Origin of the sequence: Vagococcus lutrae (assembly GCF_023299185.1) — a bacterium.
GTDB lineage: Bacteria > Bacillota > Bacilli > Lactobacillales > Vagococcaceae > Vagococcus_A > Vagococcus_A lutrae.
Genome location: NZ_CP097017.1, coordinates 1,277,144 through 1,295,734 on the forward strand (window position 1 = coordinate 1,277,144; position 18,591 = coordinate 1,295,734).

General features: G+C 39.1%; 16 protein-coding genes and 1 tRNA gene. All 17 read right to left on the bottom strand.

Features of this window, described 5'->3' with window-relative positions; genetic code table 11:
• Positions 1-3: 3 nt before the first annotated feature.
• Positions 4-834 (bottom strand): two-component system regulatory protein YycI, encoded by an 831-nt coding sequence (locus M2919_RS06085; RefSeq protein WP_202585780.1) that lies wholly within the window; start codon positions 832-834, stop codon positions 4-6.
• Complete coding sequence (locus M2919_RS06090) at positions 834-2,138, bottom strand: YycH family regulatory protein (protein WP_202585779.1); 1,305 nt, start codon at positions 2,136-2,138, stop codon at positions 834-836. The genes M2919_RS06085 and M2919_RS06090 overlap by 1 nt, the downstream gene beginning before the upstream one ends.
• Positions 2,135-3,961 (bottom strand): cell wall metabolism sensor histidine kinase WalK, encoded by a 1,827-nt coding sequence (gene walK, locus M2919_RS06095; RefSeq protein WP_248848403.1) that lies wholly within the window; start codon positions 3,959-3,961, stop codon positions 2,135-2,137. The genes M2919_RS06090 and walK overlap by 4 nt, the downstream gene beginning before the upstream one ends.
• Positions 3,962-3,977: 16 nt before the next feature.
• Positions 3,978-4,685 (bottom strand): response regulator YycF, encoded by a 708-nt coding sequence (gene yycF, locus M2919_RS06100; protein WP_126762863.1) that lies wholly within the window; start codon positions 4,683-4,685, stop codon positions 3,978-3,980.
• A 141-nt stretch (positions 4,686-4,826) separates the two neighbouring features.
• Entirely contained in the window at positions 4,827-6,980 is a 2,154-nt protein-coding gene (locus M2919_RS06105; RefSeq protein WP_248848404.1) for a HelD family protein, read from the bottom strand.
• A gap of 75 nt (positions 6,981-7,055) precedes the next feature.
• Complete coding sequence (locus tag M2919_RS06110) at positions 7,056-7,919, bottom strand: MurR/RpiR family transcriptional regulator (protein ID WP_222317025.1); 864 nt, start codon at positions 7,917-7,919, stop codon at positions 7,056-7,058.
• A 94-nt stretch (positions 7,920-8,013) separates the two neighbouring features.
• Positions 8,014-8,643 carry an HAD family hydrolase gene (locus tag M2919_RS06115; RefSeq protein ID WP_248848405.1) on the bottom strand — a complete coding sequence of 210 codons (630 nt, stop codon included), beginning with the start codon at positions 8,641-8,643 and terminating at the stop codon, positions 8,014-8,016.
• A 3-nt stretch (positions 8,644-8,646) separates the two neighbouring features.
• Positions 8,647-10,077 carry a PTS transporter subunit EIIC gene (locus M2919_RS06120; RefSeq protein WP_126762872.1) on the bottom strand — a complete coding sequence of 477 codons (1,431 nt, stop codon included), beginning with the start codon at positions 10,075-10,077 and terminating at the stop codon, positions 8,647-8,649.
• Positions 10,078-10,092: 15 nt separating this feature from the next.
• The gene (murQ, locus tag M2919_RS06125; RefSeq protein WP_202585775.1) at positions 10,093-10,983 is read right to left on the bottom strand and encodes an N-acetylmuramic acid 6-phosphate etherase; all 891 of its coding nucleotides are present in this window, start codon (positions 10,981-10,983) and stop codon (positions 10,093-10,095) included.
• Complete coding sequence (locus M2919_RS06130) at positions 10,983-12,056, bottom strand: DUF871 domain-containing protein (protein ID WP_248848406.1); 1,074 nt, start codon at positions 12,054-12,056, stop codon at positions 10,983-10,985. Before M2919_RS06130 ends, murQ begins: the two co-directional genes overlap by 1 nt.
• A 212-nt stretch (positions 12,057-12,268) precedes the next feature.
• Positions 12,269-12,341 (bottom strand) — tRNA-Lys (locus M2919_RS06135).
• A gap of 120 nt (positions 12,342-12,461) precedes the next feature.
• The gene (locus tag M2919_RS06140) at positions 12,462-12,662 is read right to left on the bottom strand and encodes a cold-shock protein (protein WP_023605866.1); all 201 of its coding nucleotides are present in this window, start codon (positions 12,660-12,662) and stop codon (positions 12,462-12,464) included.
• Positions 12,663-12,837: 175 nt separating this feature from the next.
• Complete coding sequence (locus M2919_RS06145; RefSeq protein WP_222317018.1) at positions 12,838-13,377, bottom strand: HdeD family acid-resistance protein; 540 nt, start codon at positions 13,375-13,377, stop codon at positions 12,838-12,840.
• A gap of 22 nt (positions 13,378-13,399) precedes the next feature.
• Positions 13,400-14,263 carry an alpha/beta fold hydrolase gene (locus M2919_RS06150; RefSeq protein ID WP_248848407.1) on the bottom strand — a complete coding sequence of 288 codons (864 nt, stop codon included), beginning with the start codon at positions 14,261-14,263 and terminating at the stop codon, positions 13,400-13,402.
• 151 nt (positions 14,264-14,414) lie between these two features.
• A complete protein-coding gene (rny, locus tag M2919_RS06155) occupies positions 14,415-15,974 on the bottom strand; it encodes a ribonuclease Y (RefSeq protein ID WP_248848408.1) in 1,560 nt (519 codons plus the stop codon).
• Between the two features lie 218 nt (positions 15,975-16,192).
• A complete protein-coding gene (gene recA, locus M2919_RS06160) occupies positions 16,193-17,230 on the bottom strand; it encodes a recombinase RecA (RefSeq protein ID WP_023605862.1) in 1,038 nt (345 codons plus the stop codon).
• A gap of 85 nt (positions 17,231-17,315) precedes the next feature.
• Positions 17,316-18,569, bottom strand: a complete 1,254-nt coding sequence (locus tag M2919_RS06165) for a competence/damage-inducible protein A (RefSeq protein WP_248848409.1) — start codon at positions 18,567-18,569, stop codon at positions 17,316-17,318.
• Positions 18,570-18,591 lie beyond the last annotated feature (22 nt).

The window sequence follows — 18,591 nt, forward strand, 5'->3', positions numbered from 1 at the left end:
TCTTTAAAATGTTTCTTTTCTAACTTCTGACATGCCACTAGAAATAATAGAGTTAGAAAAAGCATTGATTTTTTCTATTTGTAACTCTTTATCTTTGTTTTCAATCCAAATCAACCATGTGGGCACGTAAACATCTTTCCCTCTCACGCTAAATATTTTGGTGTAGGCTAGTGTTGTTTGTTTGATCGTCGCGCCATTTGGGATACGACTGGCTAAATACAAGGTTACAATAGCATCATGCTCGGTGATGAGAATTTGCTTTTCACGTAATGGTTCAACATCTTCTATATGCGTTTGGCTAAACTGCGACAATGTCAAACGTCCATTAGCGGTATCTTCCAATGTGACCACTAATTTGCTAGAACCGTCATAGAAAGGAATCCCTTCAAACGATTGCGTATAGACGAAAGCATACGGCGGTTCGGATAAAGCGCTACTATACGTGTAACTCTCTCTTTCAGCTATATCTTCCGAATTCGTCACAAAAGACTCCACTTCTTGTCTCACGTTCTTCTTCGAAATATCAACAATCGGTATACTCTCCAAATCCTCAACGACTGTCATGGCATCATTTAGTCGAGCATTTTTCGTCACACCACGCTCTTCAAAGTTAGTCGGTAAGGCGCTTAAATAATAGCCTTCTTTTTCTTGGGTAGAAAAATCATGCGGAATCGTAATCTTTTCTTCTTTCAGTCTACTTTCAATATTATCTAAATAACTGCTTTCTGGCAATTGAGTTGTTTCTGCTTGTCCTTGAAAGTATGAAAATGCTAAAAAGAGATTGAGGGATAAAAAAGTAATCAAAAATATAAACTCAATTCGTTTAAAATCCATTACATCTCCTCCCGTTCCGTGGCTAATAAGTGTAACACTGTTGGGACATTATCCCACACACCGCGATAATTGACATACCATTCAGGTTCTAAGTCTACGACTTGACGCGTTTCACGGTTTGTGTGCCACGTATAACCAATTTGCAAGCCTTGAATATCTTCTTTTTTGACACCAGCCATTAATAACTCATTTAAAACATCACTCGTTTGTGGCAACGTCACCGTCTCATCAGCCGGTATGGGAACTAAAATCGTATCTTGGTTAGTGACGATAGATAATTGTCCTTCAAAAAAGGATACTTCAATTCTCCCTTTATTTTGGTCACTAAAAATAGGATAACCTTCTACAAAGTTACGATACACTATCGTACCATTTTGATTAGCAAAGTAACGGACAATCCCCATATTATTTGCGATACGTTTAATCGCTTGATAGCTTGTATTCGCCATCTCTAAAGCATTTGGATTAGCTGGCGAATAGCGATCATTAAAGCGGACTTCTCCTGTTTCATATTGAATATTTAATTTCTGGCCTTCAGCATTCATCAAGTTGATATTCTTATCATCTTTTTGAGCGTCATTGGCGAAGACATCTTCAGTATTTTTAAAAAGGGCATTGGAAAACATAGTATACGACTGTGTTTCTAAGATATAACTATATTTTTTTAATGTAACAGGATCATCGTACAAATACAAATGTGGTGTCAGCGTTCCGTCCATTGTTACCTTTTTAAAGTGATTACGCCCTTCAGATAGTAAATCATTGAATGTTTCTTCATTTAGCCCTGAAGCACTGGCTTCATAAATGGTTTTATTGCGATCATCCATAAAGTAAAGAACGGATGCCTCCGGATCAAAAACTAAACGATTGACTGTGACATTATCAATAGCATCTCCTTTTAACTTTTCTTCATTGATATCTAAATAATACTCAAGCGAGATAGCATCTGAAAATATCAATTCCACACTAGGCGCTACTTGTTGTAGAGCAAAGTAACGGTCATCAGATAAGTCGCGATGCGCTGTCACTCTGCCGAGTTTCAACTGAAAAAGTAAGCGATTCATCCGATCGATTAGTCCACTTCGATTACTCAGTGCAGCGTTATCCGGACTTTCGTGATAAACGAGCTGTACGGGTACAAATATATCTTTCGCTTCTTTAACTGCTGAAGGGGTAGCACTGGTATTCATATTCTGTAAGCTTTTATTGCCTGATTGGGTCCAAATTTTCCAAGAAAGAAAAAAACTAAGGCCAATCATGACAATCAATGCATAGCGTATTAAACGTTCTTTTAGTTTTTTCATTCCCAAAGGTCCTCCTCTACTGGTATATAAGGTAGGGAAATAAAGAAGGTAGAACCTGCATTTTCTTCGCTTTCAGCCCAGATTGTCCCACCGTGCCCTTGAATGACTTCTTTTGAAATGGCTAAGCCTAATCCAGAACCACCCATCGCCCGCGAGCGTGCTTTATCAACACGGAAGAAGCGATCAAAGACGCGTTTAACATCTTTTTTAGGTATGCCCATTCCTTGGTCTGAAACGCTCATAATCACATTGTTATGCGTTTCTAATAACGAGCAGGTAATGACACCCCCATCTGGAGAGTATTTCAAAGCATTGTTTAAAATATTATCCAACACTTGAATCATCTTATCAGAATCGACTTCCACCCAAATCGTACGTCGTGTAAATTCACGTCGGATTGTATAATCTTGATTTTTACTCGTAATCATCATCTCAAATCGGTCTAAAACAAAGTTAAACATCTCGTTTAAGTTGACCATTTCAAGCTGTAAATTCATCTTTTGACTATCCATACGCGATAACTCTAGCAAGTCAGAAATCATGCGAATCATACGATCTGTTTCTTCTAGTGAGACGCTAATAAATTTTGGAGCAATATCTTGATCTTGCCAAGCTCCATCAGATAACGCTTCTAAATAGCTTCTCATACTAGTTAAAGGTGTTCGTAATTCATGAGACACATTTGATACAAACTCTCGCCGTTCAGATTCTACTTTTTGTTGTTCGGTTACATCATGCAAGACGCACACTAGACCACTGATAAACCCTGACTCTCGACGAATCATCGCAAAGTCAACGCGTAAAATCGTCCAATCGTCTTCCTCTTCACCCGGTATTTCAATTAATTGTTCGTTTTGTTCTTCTAATAATTGTCGGAGCGTATAATTTTCTTCAATACGCAAGACATGTAAAATAGATTGTCCAATCGCTGACTCAACCGTTTCATTTAATAATAATTGAGCCATCTCATTGATAATAATCACTTTTCCTCGTCGGTCGGTCGCCACTACCCCATCTGTCATATGAGATAGCACGCTATCCAACCGATGACGCTCGGCTTCTAATGTTTCCTGCGCTTCTTTTACTCGGTCAGAGAGTTCATTAAAAGTGTGCCCCAACTGACCGAGCTCATCTTGACCGTGAACTTCGACCTTCCCCGTATAATCGCCTGAAGCAATTCGCACGGCTTGACGTTGCATCTCGCCAATAGGTTTGGTGATAGTGCGTGCAACCAAAATCGCCACCCCAAGAGAAATTGTCATGGCAATCACAGAAGCGGTAAAGAATATTAAGGTCGTTTCACTAATTTCTTTATATTTTTTCTCAATATTACTTTTAACATAAACTGCACCGATAACAGCATTCCCTGTGGTCGATTTCACTTGTTGAACATTAATATACACACGCTCTCCCGTGTTAGGATCTGTAATCTCCGTTCGTTTTTCTGAAAAATCATTTAAACTATTATAATCATTTTTCTTTCCGACATCACTTTGCTTAGTAACTTCACTCGTCGCTCTTACAATCCCTTTATCATCGACAACACGAACTTCTAAAATATCATTTTTAGCAAATTCACTAATGATACGCTTTAAATTCAAATCATCAGGATCGTCCGTATCGGATGTCAGCTCATTACTTAAATTGGATGCCAACTGTTCAACTTGAGAATTCATGTTAATTTGAAACGTATTGATAGTCGTATTTTCCAGTTCTCTAATAAAAATAGCCCCGATGATTTCTACTGAAATCACTAACAGTAGAACAAACACCATGGCTATTTTAAAATGAACAGACTGGAAAAAATTAAATTTTTTCTTCATACTGTTTCTCTTTCTCCTAATCTTGCTCAGGATTTCTTAAATAATACCCGACACCACGACGCGTAATTAGCCACGAAGGGTGACTCGGACTGTCTTCTATTTTTTCTCTTAGACGACGAACCGTCACATCGACCGTCCGCACATCTCCAAAATAATCATATCCCCAAACGGTTTGTAATAAATGCTCGCGTGTCATGACCTGTCCTAAATGTTTAGCTAAGTAATGAAGCAACTCAAATTCACGGTGGGTTAACTCGATTTTTTCACCACGTTTAGACACGATGTACGCATCTGGATGAATAGTTAAATCGCCCACTTCTAGTTCATTATTATCATTTTCTTCTTCTGCTGACGCAGCAGCTGCTCCTTGACGACGTAAATTCGCCTTAACCCGTGCAATTAATTCGCGATTTGAAAATGGTTTGGTTACATAATCATCTGCACCTAATTCAAGACCCAAAACTTTATCAATTTCTGAATCTTTGGCTGTCACCATAATAATCGGCATATCATGCTTTTTGCGAATTTGACGACAGACTTCTAGCCCGTCTATTTTTGGTAACATTAAATCTAATAGAATTAAGTCTGGTACGACTTCTTCCGCTTGTTCGATTGCTTCCTCACCATCATAAGCCGTGTAAACATCATAACCTTCTTTTGAAAGATTAAACTTTACTATATCTGAGATGGGCTTTTCATCATCTACGACTAATATCTTTTTCATGTATTTATTTCCTCCTCTAGAGCAGAACACTTCATTACACGGATATTACTTCCATTATACATTATTTTAACAAGAGTTTAAACTCTAGACATTCCTTTGTTAAAATAAAAAACTACCAGTCTTGATTGACTGGCAGTTTTTCTATTTTAATAACTCAGTAAGTTGCGCGATAAATGGCAGTGTTAATTCATGCATTGCACGCGAACTTGCGGTATAAAGTAAGTGCCTTGCCATTTGTGTATCTGAATAGTGATTATTCGAAACATCGTGAATGAGCACGTGGTCAAACTCTAATCCTTTCGCTAAATGAATCGGCATCATCATGGTTTTCGTTGAAAAATTCATCGCTGCCGTATCTGTGACAACATGTAAATCATGTGGACGTCCGAGTGATTCATACAGTGTTTTGGCTTCCTCACTTGTTTTCGTTAAGATGACACGACGCGTATTTTTTTCACGCTGTGCGATAAACGTTTGTAAATATTCTCGATAAGCTTGCTCATTTTTTAAAGGTACATAGACCGGATTCTTACCCGGACGATTAATCACTTCAATCCCACTGCTTTCGCCACCTGCTAAGTGTTTCATCAACTGACTAATCGGACCACTTGAGCGGTAGGATTTTTTTAACGCCATTCGTTTAATACGACGCCCTTCTCCTTCAAATATCGGAGCCATGCGGTCAAAAGATGTTCCCTGTACAAAAATAGACTGTAGTCCATCTCCCACTAATGTGAAGTTCGCTTGGTCAAATATTTTAGATAGGAAATAAAGTTGCGTTTCTGAATAATCTTGCACTTCATCTACAATCACATATTTAACCCGTCGTTCATTTCGCTGACGTAATAATAGATAATGCAGATAAGCAAACTCTGTACTTTGGTCAAGTGATAACGGTAAAGATAATGCCTCACCAGTTGCTTCAACATAGTGACGTTCTAAATCTAACCAGCCATAGCGTTGAATACGCTGACGTACATTACCAAAACGTTTCGTCAATAGTTTAAATGCAATCCGCTCGATATTATCATCTTCACTACCTTTCATCCCTTTTGGAAATAGTTGCTTATACTCTTCATTGCTTAAATCTTGAACTTCATCACGCCAGTATGCTTGCTTACTCTCTGTTTTGATGTATCGTTCGACCTGTGCCAACATTTGTTCACGCACGTATTCTAAACGACGATACATCTCCGTACTATCAGGCAAGGATGCCAGTGTTTCCTGCATCCACTCGGCCGAAATTACAACCTCTTCCTCACGCTTTAATGGGATAAAATAAATATCTTTCGCCGTCAATTTTTCCACATAAGATTCCAATGTCAACATATGTGTCAAATCTGTCCGAACAGTCTGATTCTCTAGTTGCTCAGCCATCGTCTCAACAGGATAGTGCCGTCCTTTTAGTTTCATTAAATCACGAAACGTCATTTGACGCGGATTTTTTTCACCAAGACTTGGTAAGACTTCTTCGATATATTGGCTAAACATCGGGTTAGGCGACAGAAGCAAAACTTGCTCCGGCAGCAAATCATCACGATAACGGTATAGTAAATAAGCGATTCGCTGTAAAATAGTCGACGTCTTACCACTTCCCGCAATTCCTTCAACAATCAGCACGTGACTCGATGTATCACGAATAATTTCATTTTGCTCGCGCTGAATGGTGCTTGTAATATCTTGTAATTTTGCAGAAGAAGACTCATTTAAAACTTCTAACAACATCGGGTCTTCAATTGCGGTCGTCGTATCAAAGAAATCAAGCAACCGGTCACGTTCCACGCGAATCTGACGACGATTTTTTAAATCAACAGGGACTGTTCCCACAGGGGCTTCATAAGACGTTTTGCCTATATTATTTTCATAGTATAAGTTAGCAATCGGTGATCGCCAATCATAAACATATTGTTCATGATGATCATCACTAAAGCCTGCCACTCCTATATAAAAAGACTCTACGTCTTCTTCATCTGGATACTGCACATCTAATTTAGCAAAATAAGCGGAATCCATTAATTGCGTCACATTATGATGCTGTTTCGCCAACCATTCCCGTTTATAATTTAACTGTGCTAATTCCTGGTTTTTTTGTTCAACCTCGATTAATGACTCAAAACTATCTGAAACAGAGTCTTGACTCATCCTCAAATCACCTGATAAGCCTTGAATAAATTGTCGTGAATCTTGGTCGGCATGTTCTGCTGCTTGTACAACATCTTGATAGGTCTCGGTTAATTTATTATAAACTTTATCTAAATAGGCTTCTTCTAGTTTCCATTCGCGTTCATCTGACACATTGATTCCCCCAGTACATTTCGTTCATGACCAATAATTTTACGGTGTTACTCGGCCTTTGTCAACGAGTAACGCTTACGAATCGCAACGAGATGACTTTTCAAAATATTGCGAAATCACTTCTTTTGAATCATTCAACTTTTGAAGGGAATATTCATATTCTTGTGAAGCGAAAGCAGAAAAAAGTATATCCACGGCAAATAGCTGGACTAACAGTGAATTCGTTGCGGAACTTCTAAGTGGGGCTTCACCACCTGTTGCGGTCAACAAAGTAACATCTGCTTGTTTAGCAAGTGTCGAATCGCGACGACTCGTCAAACCAACGACTTTAATCCCTTTATTTTTCGCAACATCCATTAGCTTCAACACTTCAGGCTTTTCACCTGAATTAGAAATCGCAAATAGTAGTGCGGGAGCTTGTTGCGTTACCATAGCTGTCGCTAGTAAATGATGATCTTGCTCATTCATCACGCTACGTCCTATCCGACTTAGTTTTTGATAAATATCGTTGGCCACCAAACCAGAAGCACCTAAACCATACGTATAAAAAACAGTCGTTTCTCGCATCCAAGCTAAAGCTTGTTCCAACTCTTTATTTTTTAATCGTTCTACTGTTTCATCAAAAGCATAATCTAATTTCACTCGTAATTTCTTTTTTAACTGATCAAGCGATTCATCTGGCACAATATCTGTTAATAAATCTTCTGCCACTTGTTCTGGTATCGCCGATAGCTGTAATTTTAAATCCGGAAAGCCCGCTAATCCTAACGAGTGACACAACCGGACGATAGTTGCTGGACTCGAATCCGCTTCTTTAGCTAACCCTGTAACTGTCATATGAATCACATCTTTAGGATATTGTAAAATCCACTCCGCTAGCTTACGTTCTGACTTAGATAATAGCTCTAAGTTTTCTTTTATTTTAATTAATACATTCACACCCATCACCTCTTCTCTATCTTACCTTCCTTCGATACTTTGGTCGAGAACTTTCTAAAAAAAGCAGACTCGAACGTCTCGTTCGAGTCTGCTTTTAAACAAAGTCTAGCACCTGTATCAGCTTTTCAATCTCTGCATGAGCTTGAGGAGCCTCGATGTGGTAAAACGGATTTCGTAATAACAATACGTCAATACCCGCTTGGCTAGCCGCTAATACACCATAATAAGAGTCTTCGACAGCTATACATTCACTCGGCTGATAGCCTAATTTTTCGGCTGTTGCTTGATAAATTGCCGGATGTGGTTTCGACTCCTCAAATGATTCCCCACTAACATACGTTTCAAAATAAGATGCCAGACCTGTTTCTGTCAAGACTTGCTCGATAGCTCGCTGACTTCCTGAAGATGCCACAGCTAACGTGAGTCCCTTTTGCTGTAGTTTTTTTAATAACGTTTCTGCCGTAGGATCTAAAATTGATACATAATCAATGTTATGCTTTGCAGTATACGCCCGATAGGCGGTTAAAAATTCTGTTTGTTTACGAGCATCATTAGGAAACAATGTCGCCATCATCTTGGGAGGGTTAGAGCCTACAAAAGATAACTGCTGCTTTTCCGTTAAATGTATCCCATATTTTTCAAAGAATCGTTGCCGTCTTTTCTGATAAACAGGCTCTGAGGCAATCAGCACACCATCCATATCAAAAATAACTGCTTTTTTCATTAACTAAGCTCCCATTTGCATTTCTTTAGTCGTTCCAAAGAAATAAGTCGCTACAAAACCACCCGCATAGGCAGCTAATAATCCTAACACATAGCCAAACCAGTGACCGTTCGCGATTAATGGAATTAACGCAACCCCACTTGGTCCAATAGATGTCGCACCAATGTTACCGATTAAACCAATCACGGCACCACCAACTCCACCACCGATACAAGCCGTAATAAACGGACGGCCTAATGGTAACGTCACACCATAAATTAGTGGCTCACCAATTCCTAAAATACCAACTGGTAGTGCCCCTTTAATTAATTCTGTTAATTGAGTGTTTTTACGACATTTTACCCATAATGCTAAAGCAGCTCCGACTTGACCAGCACCGGCCATCGCTAAGATAGGTAGAAGTAACGTACTGCCTGTTTGTTCAATCATTTCTAAATGAACAGGTGTTAAAATTTGATGTAATCCAAACATTACCATTGGAAGGAAGCTTGCTCCTAATACAAAACCAGCGAAAGCTCCGCCAATATTTAAGACCCAGTTTAACGCCCCAACTAAGGAATTAGAAATCACTCCTGCAATAGGCATGATTAAGAAAATTGTGATAAGACCCATTACCATTAAACTAATGGTTGGTGTCACAATAATATCGATAGACTCAGGTACGATGTCATGTAGTTTCTTCTCAATAAATGATAGTAGAAATACTGCAAAGATAACCCCAATAATCCCACCTTGACCTGGACTTAAGTTATCTCCTGTAAAAATGTTAGGAAGTGGTAAATCAGGATTCATACCCGTCAAGGTCGTAATCCCCCCGATAACCCCACCTAAACTTGGAGAAGCTCCAAATTCACGGGCACTATTAATCCCAACATAAATCACTAAGTAAGCAAAGATACCACTTTGAATAATACTCGCCACACTTGCAATATTTACCCAAGCGTCGCCTGAAATAGAACCTGCCGTTAACATGTTTTTAATGATAGAAGCAAATCCACCAATAATCCCTGATCCAACAAAAGCTGGAATTAACGGTACGAAAATATTAGCGATAGATTTCAATGCTTTTGACCATGGTTTTTGATTTTTCTTCTTCACTTCTGCTTTCATCTCAGCAGCTTTTTGGTTAACCGCCTCTTTACCACTAACCGTTGTTGCGGTAGGAAAATCTTCACCCAACTCTACTCCTACCATATCGACCATTTCTTTGGCTACTTTATTAACCGTTCCAGGTCCGACTACGACTTGAAGGGTATCGTCTTCTACCACACCCATAACACCTTCAATATTCTTTAAGCCTTCTAAATCGACTTTATTATAATCTTTAATTTCCATACGAACACGTGTCATACAATGGACAACCTTGTTCACATTTGTTTGTCCCCCAACATACTGATAAATCTCAGACGCAATGCGTTTATTTTTATCTGTCATTTACTTTCTCTCCTTTTATCCTAAAGTTTTTCTCACGAACCCATTTCCTTTAATTAACTTTTCTGATGCCGTTTCTTTGTCGCTATCTGTCAGAATCATCACAATTGCTAACTTAACATTTTGATTTGCTTCTTCAAACTTCTCACTCGCTAGCTCATAGTCACATTCTGTCGCTTCCATAATAATTCGTTTTGAGCGCTCTACTAACTTTTCATTCGTAGGCTTCACGTCTACCATTAAATTCTTATATACTTTTCCAATACCTATCATGGAAGCAGTTGATAGCATATTAAGAACAAGTTTTTGAGCAGTTCCTGATTTCAAACGTGTGGAACCTGTTAGAATCTCAGGCCCTACTTCAATTTCAATCGGATAAGAAGCGTATTCACTAATCTTAGAGCCCTTGTTACATGTTACAGACCCTGTTGTAGCTCCCACTTCTGCGGCATAAGTTAAACCACCAATCACGTACGGGGTACGACCACTTGCGGCGATACCAATCACAATATCTTTATCTGTTAAAGATAACGCCTCTAAATCTTCCTTACCTAATTCTTGAGAGTCTTCTGCCCCTTCAACAGCCACCGTCATGGCAGACATGCCACCTGCGATTAACCCTTGTACCATCTCTGGCTCTGTACCAAAAGTTGGAACACACTCTGCTGCATCTAAAATGCCTAAACGTCCGCTTGTTCCTGCTCCCATATAAATTAAACGTCCACCTTTATTAAAGCTTTCAATAATTTTAGCTACCACCGCTTCAATATCAGGCAAGATTTGACTTATTGCTTGAGGTACTTTCGCGTCCTCTTCATTCATCACTTTTAAAATGTCATAGGTAGACATTTCGTCCAACCCAGTCGTTCGTTGATTTCTTTTTTCAGTAGTTAATGCTCCTAAATCCATTATGCTTTCTCCTTTGGTACTAATTCAAATTTTTGTCCAGGTTGAATCCATTGCACTAAGCCGCAGTGGGGAGTGTCGATGGTCGCCACAACATTCACTTTTTCATCAGCCGGCAATGGTCGTTTAACAACTTGGAGTTCCCCCATATATCGTCCGTACAACCGATTATCCAATGTCACAGAACCCACTGTTCTTGACACTGTATTATCTGGTTCAATAGTAGGGATCGTTTTAAAACGTGCCTCTTGACTTCGAACAACATCACGAGCATCATCCATACGATTCGTATGCGTATCAATAAAGAGCGCCCTATGCGCCTCACTCTTAACTGATACTGGTAGTAAGACACATGCTTCTTTAAAATATTGATAAAATTGTTGAGCGGTTAAAGGTTGAATCGTTTCATCCCCAATATAAACACCATCAATCGTATCATCTTGAAATAACTCAATAGCTGCTGCTAATGGATGAACATCACGATGCTTTTCTAATGTTGGCAATCCTAAATGCAATGGCCCTCGCAATCGTGCATCTCCCGGTACAAACGCACTGTTTTTAATACCCAGATGATGAAATTGACGATTTTTCTCACGAAAACTTGCTTCACTTAGACCTGTTTCAGGACGTGGATAATAGTTATGTAATAATTCCATATTGTTAAAATTAGCCCCTAAACGACCTAACTCTTCAGCATCAGCTTGAGATAATGTACTCGCATTTAATCCCACTGTAATATGATGAGATAAAAACGCCATTGTTTCTAAATCTAAGCCATAATCCATTCGTAAACCAGTAATACCTAGCTGCTTAATCGCTTTCAAATCATCTTCTGAAGAAATATCAAACCCGATTTGTTTTAGACCTGTTGTTGAAATGTCTACCATTAAATTCATATGATGCGCTTTCAATATTTCGCCTAAAGCTTTTAAACGCGGAACATATTGACTGCTGTCATCTTCTGGAATATGAAGCGAGGTAAAAACATGCGTAAAACCACTTCTAGACATCATTTCTACATAAGCCGCTGTTTCTTCGGTGATTTCTTCACTTAAAAAAACTGAAAAACCTAACAATGAAATCCTCCTCTCTTTTAATACGCTTTCATTATAACGCTTAGGAAATATTTTTTCAAGTTTTTGTTTAACTTTATCTTTTTTACGAAATTATTTTTCTTTAAAGGTCTTTTTTACCTATTTTATTCCAAAAAAAAATGAGAATGCGCGTCAGATTTTCGAAACGTCCTAAAACGCCAATCTAACGCCATTCTCGTGGGTTTGGCACCCAATGGGATGTGAGGGGATCGAACCCGCGACCCACAGATTAAGAGTCTGTTGCTCTACCAACTGAGCTAACATCCCGGATGACTATGTTAATTATACTATACCTACTTAAACCATTCGTCAACACTTTTATCGAAATTTGATTTCAATAAAAAAATCCTACCAACAAAGTGGTAGGATATGATCTCAAAAGGCTAATTAAGCTTTTACTACGTTTGTAGCTTGAGGTCCACGGTCGCCGTCTTCAACATCAAATGTTACAGCTTGACCTTCTTCTAAAGTTTTGAAACCTTCACCTTGGATAGCTGAGAAATGTACAAATACATCGTCTCCACCTTCAACAGTGATGAATCCAAAACCTTTTTCAGCGTTAAACCATTTTACTGTTCCTTCAGTCATTCTAAACTCCTCCTTTTCCAAATTATTCGTGTAGTTCTTGAATGGAATTAATAGGAAAAAGTTTAAAACAACTTACCTGTATTCCCGTTACAAAAAATCACTAACATTAGTATAACACACGATAAAAAATACTTCAAAGCATTTTCATTTAAAAACCGAAATACTTTCCTTTTTTCTAAATACCTGTGGCGGTAAAGCCTGATATAATACGCTCAATACCAAACATTAAAAAGTAAAAACCAATTAAAAACGGAACGGTTAGAGATGCTCCCAGCGGGTTAAAAAACATCGTTATTCCCGCAATAACACATAAAATATTTAAAATCATTGTTGTCCAATACGCCAGTTTACTAAATGGACGTAATAATCTTGCACTAAAAATTCGAACAAGAGAACTCGAAATAAACCATAAGGCAAATAACCACCCTAACAATAGCATGCTGATAAATTTTGCTTTAACATTAAATAACACAATTGTCCCAAAAAGCACATCGAGAACACCATTCACGACTAATAACGTACTCGCACCACCAAAATTACTCTTAATGCGATTGTACGTCACAAAGTGTTGGATGCCTTTTATCACCGCAATCAATGCTAACCACATGACCAAAGTCGTTAAAACTAACGCAGGTTGACGAAAACTCGCCATAGCCGCTAGGATAAATAGAATCCCTACTAAGATACTCATCCAATCAATTTTTCGTTCATTCATATGTCTCTTCCTTTCTTAAAATTTATTGTCCCCATAAAAACAAGCTCACTGTTTCATCGACCTCACCGTTCTCATGTAATAACGTATGTTGACCGCCTAACCCCGTGATTTCTACCTCATCATAAGATGCCACTTTATGCGCTACTATGTCACGTAAAGCACGCGCATCCTCTGTCATAATAATCCCGTCACTCTCAGTGCCGTCCTCTAAGTCACCATAAATATTTAAAACGGAGAGATTTGGCGATAGGCGTTGATTAACTGACATAAAATGTTGATACATTTCATCGAAATCACGCTTGCCCTCTTTTTCCAATTGATACAAGCGACTAATCAGTGTATCCGCAATTTCTCCCTTATAAGGCGACCCTAGTGAAACAAACTTCTTCACAATCGGCGTATCATCTGTTGTCGCTGCTTCCGAAGTTAAATAATACATGGACGCGACTCCTCCCATTGAATGGCCTAGAAGGTACAAACGATCTATCTCAAGCTTATCTTTTAAAAATACCATAATACGCGTCAGCCATTTTGCCTGTTGGTCGGCACTGGCATCGTTATTTTCAAAAAAGACTTGAATCAAGGGATTTAAGTTATCGAGATTTTGATTCCACGTTCCATTTACTATCATGTCGCCATCAGCAGACACTTCGATTTGTAACGCTTTGTAAGCAAGTCCTTCACGTCCCCAACGACGAATCATACCTTTCATTGTTCGATGATCGCCATGCACGCCATGTAAAAGAAGCGTTGGAATCTTTTTTTCACGCGATTGTCCAATTACTAAACGTTGATACGAGCGCGATTTTTTTATTTGGTCATAGATGAGTAAGCCAGCTGTCATACCAATCGCTGTTCCTATACTTCTTTTCACCACATCTTTCATATACTTTCTCCTCCCTACTCCTTGTTCTTTTATTATACTATTTTTCAATGAAAAACAATAACGATAACTACTCCAATCTACTATCCGCTCTCAAATTCTCTTTTATAAGCAAAAAAGTTTTCCGCCACATTTTATGACGGAAAACTTTTTATTATTTGGCATAATCAACAGCACGTGTTTCTCTTACTACCGTGACTTTGATATGTCCTGGATATTCTAATTCTGCTTCAATTCGTTTACGGATATCGCGGACTAAGATAGTCGCTTGATCATCAGAAATTTCTTCCGGTTTAACCATAATACGCACTTCACGTCCCGCTTGAACCGCAAAACTATAATCGACACCTGAGAAGTCGTTTGCAATTTGTTCTAAACGTTCTAAACGACGAATATAATTTTCTAACGACTCACTTCGTGCTCCAGGTCGAGCAGCTGATAAGGCATCAGCGGCTGCGACTAAAACTGAAATAACAGAAGTCGCTTCGGTATCACCATGATGTGACGCAATCGCATTAATAACAATTTCAGGCTCTTTATATTTTTTAGCTAATTCCGTTCCAATTTCCACATGAGAACCATCAACTTCACGGTCAAGTGCTTTTCCAATGTCATGTAAGAAACCTGCACGGCGTGCCATTTCTTCATCTTCCCCTAGTTCGGCAGCTAACACACCTGTTAACTTGGCCACTTCAATGGAATGATTTAAAACATTTTGGCCGTAACTCGTTCTAAAACGCATACGTCCCATAATCTTAATCAAGTCTGGATGTAACGTATGGATACCCACTTCAAATGCGGCGTTTTCACCGTATTCGCGAATACGCTCATCCATCTCTTTACGTGCTTTGTCTACCATCTCTTCAATACGAGCTGGATGAATCCGGCCGTCTTGAATTAATTTTTCTAAAGCCATTCGTGCAATCTCGCGACGAATAGGATCAAAACCAGATAATACGACTGCTTCCGGTGTATCATCAATGATAAGGTCAATCCCCGTTAGCGTTTCTAACGTACGGATATTACGTCCTTCACGTCCAATAATACGACCTTTCATCTCATCATTTGGTAAAGAGACTACCGAAACTGTCGTTTCCGATACTTGATCTGCCGCGCTACGCTGCATTGCTAATGCTAGTAAGTTTTTCGCAACACGATCTGCCTCGTCTTTCGCACGTTGTTCACTTTCTTTTACCATAACAGCCATTTCATGGGTTAACTCTTCTTTTGTTTCTGTCATGATAATATTTTTTGCTTCTTCACGAGAAAGGGATGCCACCCGTTCTAACTCAACGCGTTGTTCCTCTATTAACTTCGTGATTTCTTCTTCTCGTTCACCAATTAATTGTTTTCTAGAATCAAGTTTTTCTTCTTTATCTTCTAGTGAGTTTTCACGTTTAACTAACGCTTCATCTTTACGATCAAGCGTGGCTTCACGTTGGAGTAAACGATTTTCTTGTTCTTTAACTTCGTTTCTTCGCTCTTTCAACTCACTTTCAACTTCTAGACGATACTTCTGATTCTCTTCTTTGGACTCTAACAACGTTTCTTTTTTTAATGTTTCAGCTTCACGCTTTGCTTCTTCTAAAATGCCTTCTGCTGAATGTTTGGCTGCGTCAATTCGTTTTTCCTGACGTACTTTCGCAATGACAAACCCTGCGCCGAGACCGACAATCAAACTGATGATACCGAGGAGTATAGCAATTGTGTTCATAGTACACCTCCGTATAATCATTTTATATCAGTGTAGTTTTTTTGATAAACATATATTATTATCACTATGCCTACTTGCATAGATGTATATTGATACACACATTAATTCTAATAGTTGTGTATCAAAGTGTCAACTTTATTTTATTTTAAATAGGCTCAGCTATTTAGAACAAAAAACGACTTTTAAGCGTTTAAGCGCGCTTAAAAGTCGTTATTGATTTATTCTTCTTCTAAATCCAATGTCACATCTAGCTCTTCATCAACAGGCTCGCCAATACCATAAGCAGCTCGCACTTTAGCATCAATTTCTGCCATAATCTCAGGATTATCCATTAGAAACTGTTTAGAGTTTTCACGACCTTGTCCCATGCGCTCTTCATTGTAACTATACCAAGCGCCACTTTTATCCACGATATCTTGTTCGACGGCCATATCTAATAGTTCGCCTTCCTTAGATATCCCTTTACCATACATAATATCGACTTCAGCCATTCTAAAAGGAGGGGCTACCTTATTTTTTACAACTTTTATTCGCGTACGATTTCCCATCACTTCCGTACCCGCTTTAATTTGTTCAGCACGGCGTACATCAATACGAATCGTTGCATAGAATTTTAAGGCGCGTCCACCCGGAGTGGTTTCTGGGCTCCCGAACATAACTCCTACTTTTTCACGAATTTGGTTAATAAAAATCGCAATGGTTTTTGTTTTGTTAATCGAACCAGATAGTTTTCTTAGGGCTTGTGACATTAAACGAGCTTGTAAGCCTACATGTGTGTCCCCCATCTCGCCATCAATCTCTGCTCTAGGAACTAAAGCTGCGACCGAGTCAACGACCACCATATCAATCGCACCACTTGATACTAATGCATCCGCAATCTCCAACCCTTGCTCACCAGTATCTGGCTGAGAAAGTAATAACTCATCAATATTAACCCCTAAATTTTTAGCATATGCAGGGTCTAAGGCATGCTCTGCGTCAATAAACGCCGCAGTCCCACCATTTTTTTGTACTTCAGCAATGGCATGAAGTGCTACGGTTGTTTTACCCGAACTCTCAGGACCATATACTTCTATAATTCGGCCTCGGGGATAGCCACCCACTCCTAAAGCGACATCTAACGCGATAGAACCGCTAGGAACAGTTGAAATTTGTGTGTCTACTTTTTCCCCTAACTTCATAATAGAGCCTTTACCAAAGTTTTTTTCTATTTTTTTTAATGCAGCATCTAGTGCCACTTTACGATCATCTGCCAATTCTTTACCCTCCTTGAATTCTTTACTTCTTCATCATAATGTTTTCATCTGTAAAAAGCAAGAAAAAAGCGAACAAACATTCGATTTAGTCGTGATTTTCTGCTATCACTTGACGACGTAATAAGTCCATTGCGCGCATCATGGCACTTTGCCGAATATATTGACGGTCTCGCTGAAGTTGAAAATGATAAGCCTGTGTCCCACTTATCGCAGAAGAAAGGCCAATCCACACACTTCCTACAGGCTCACCCTCACTTTTATCTGGACCTGCTACGCCTGTTAATGCTACGCCATAATCACTCTTTGTTAACACACGAGCCTGTTCTGCCATCGCACACGCACACGCCTCACTAACAGCCCCGTGTTGAGCAAGCAAAGCTGAATCAATCTTTAATAAGCAACTTTTCATCTCATTCGTATATGTGACAAAGCCACCATTAAAGACACTAGAAACACCGGGAACGTCTCCCAATGCACTCATAAACATCCCGGCAGTCAAACTTTCGGCCGAAGCGACCGTTTGCTTCGCGGCTTTTAACGCCTTGACGGTTTCTTTAATCAAACTATTTTCTTCCCCATAACCATAGAAATAATCCCCTACTTGAGACATAATTTTTTCTTCCATCTCATCTAGCATCTCATTTGCTGTTGTCTCATCTGTTGCTTTGACTGTCAGTCGTAAACGAACTTCTGTATCTCCTGCATATGGCGCAATGGTCGGATTGGTTTGCTCGTGAATTAATGTTTCTAATTCTAAAACTAACTGTGACTCCCCGATACCAAAAAAGCGTAATACACGAGAATACAGTTGGTCTGTTTGAGGTAACTGCTGCTTTAACAATGGGATAACATGATGATAAAACATTGGTTTTAACTCACGTGGAGGTCCTGGTAAGACTAAATAACTCGTCGTCTCAGCTTGATAAAAAGTCCCGACTGCCAAGCCTGTATCATTCGGTATCGCTTGACCTCCTTGAATCGTTAACGCTTGCCTACGATTATTTCCCGTCATCTCGCGACCAGAGCGTGTCATATAGGTAGCAATTTTATCGTAACCCTCTGGATCTAACACCATCGGCTCTTTTAAATAATCAGCTAACACATCTCGCGTTAAATCATCTTCTGTTGGTCCTAATCCCCCACACAACACAATCAATTCACTTCTCTGAGAGGCTTGTCCAATTAACTCTTTTAAACGCTCTGGGTTATCTCCTACCACACTGTGATAATAAATATCGTAACCAATCCCCACTAATTCTTCTGATAAAAAAGTCGCATTGGTATTAACCACTTGGCCAATTAATAGCTCCGTACCCACTGCGATAATTTCTGCTCGCATCCTTTTTCTCCTTTCAAAGATA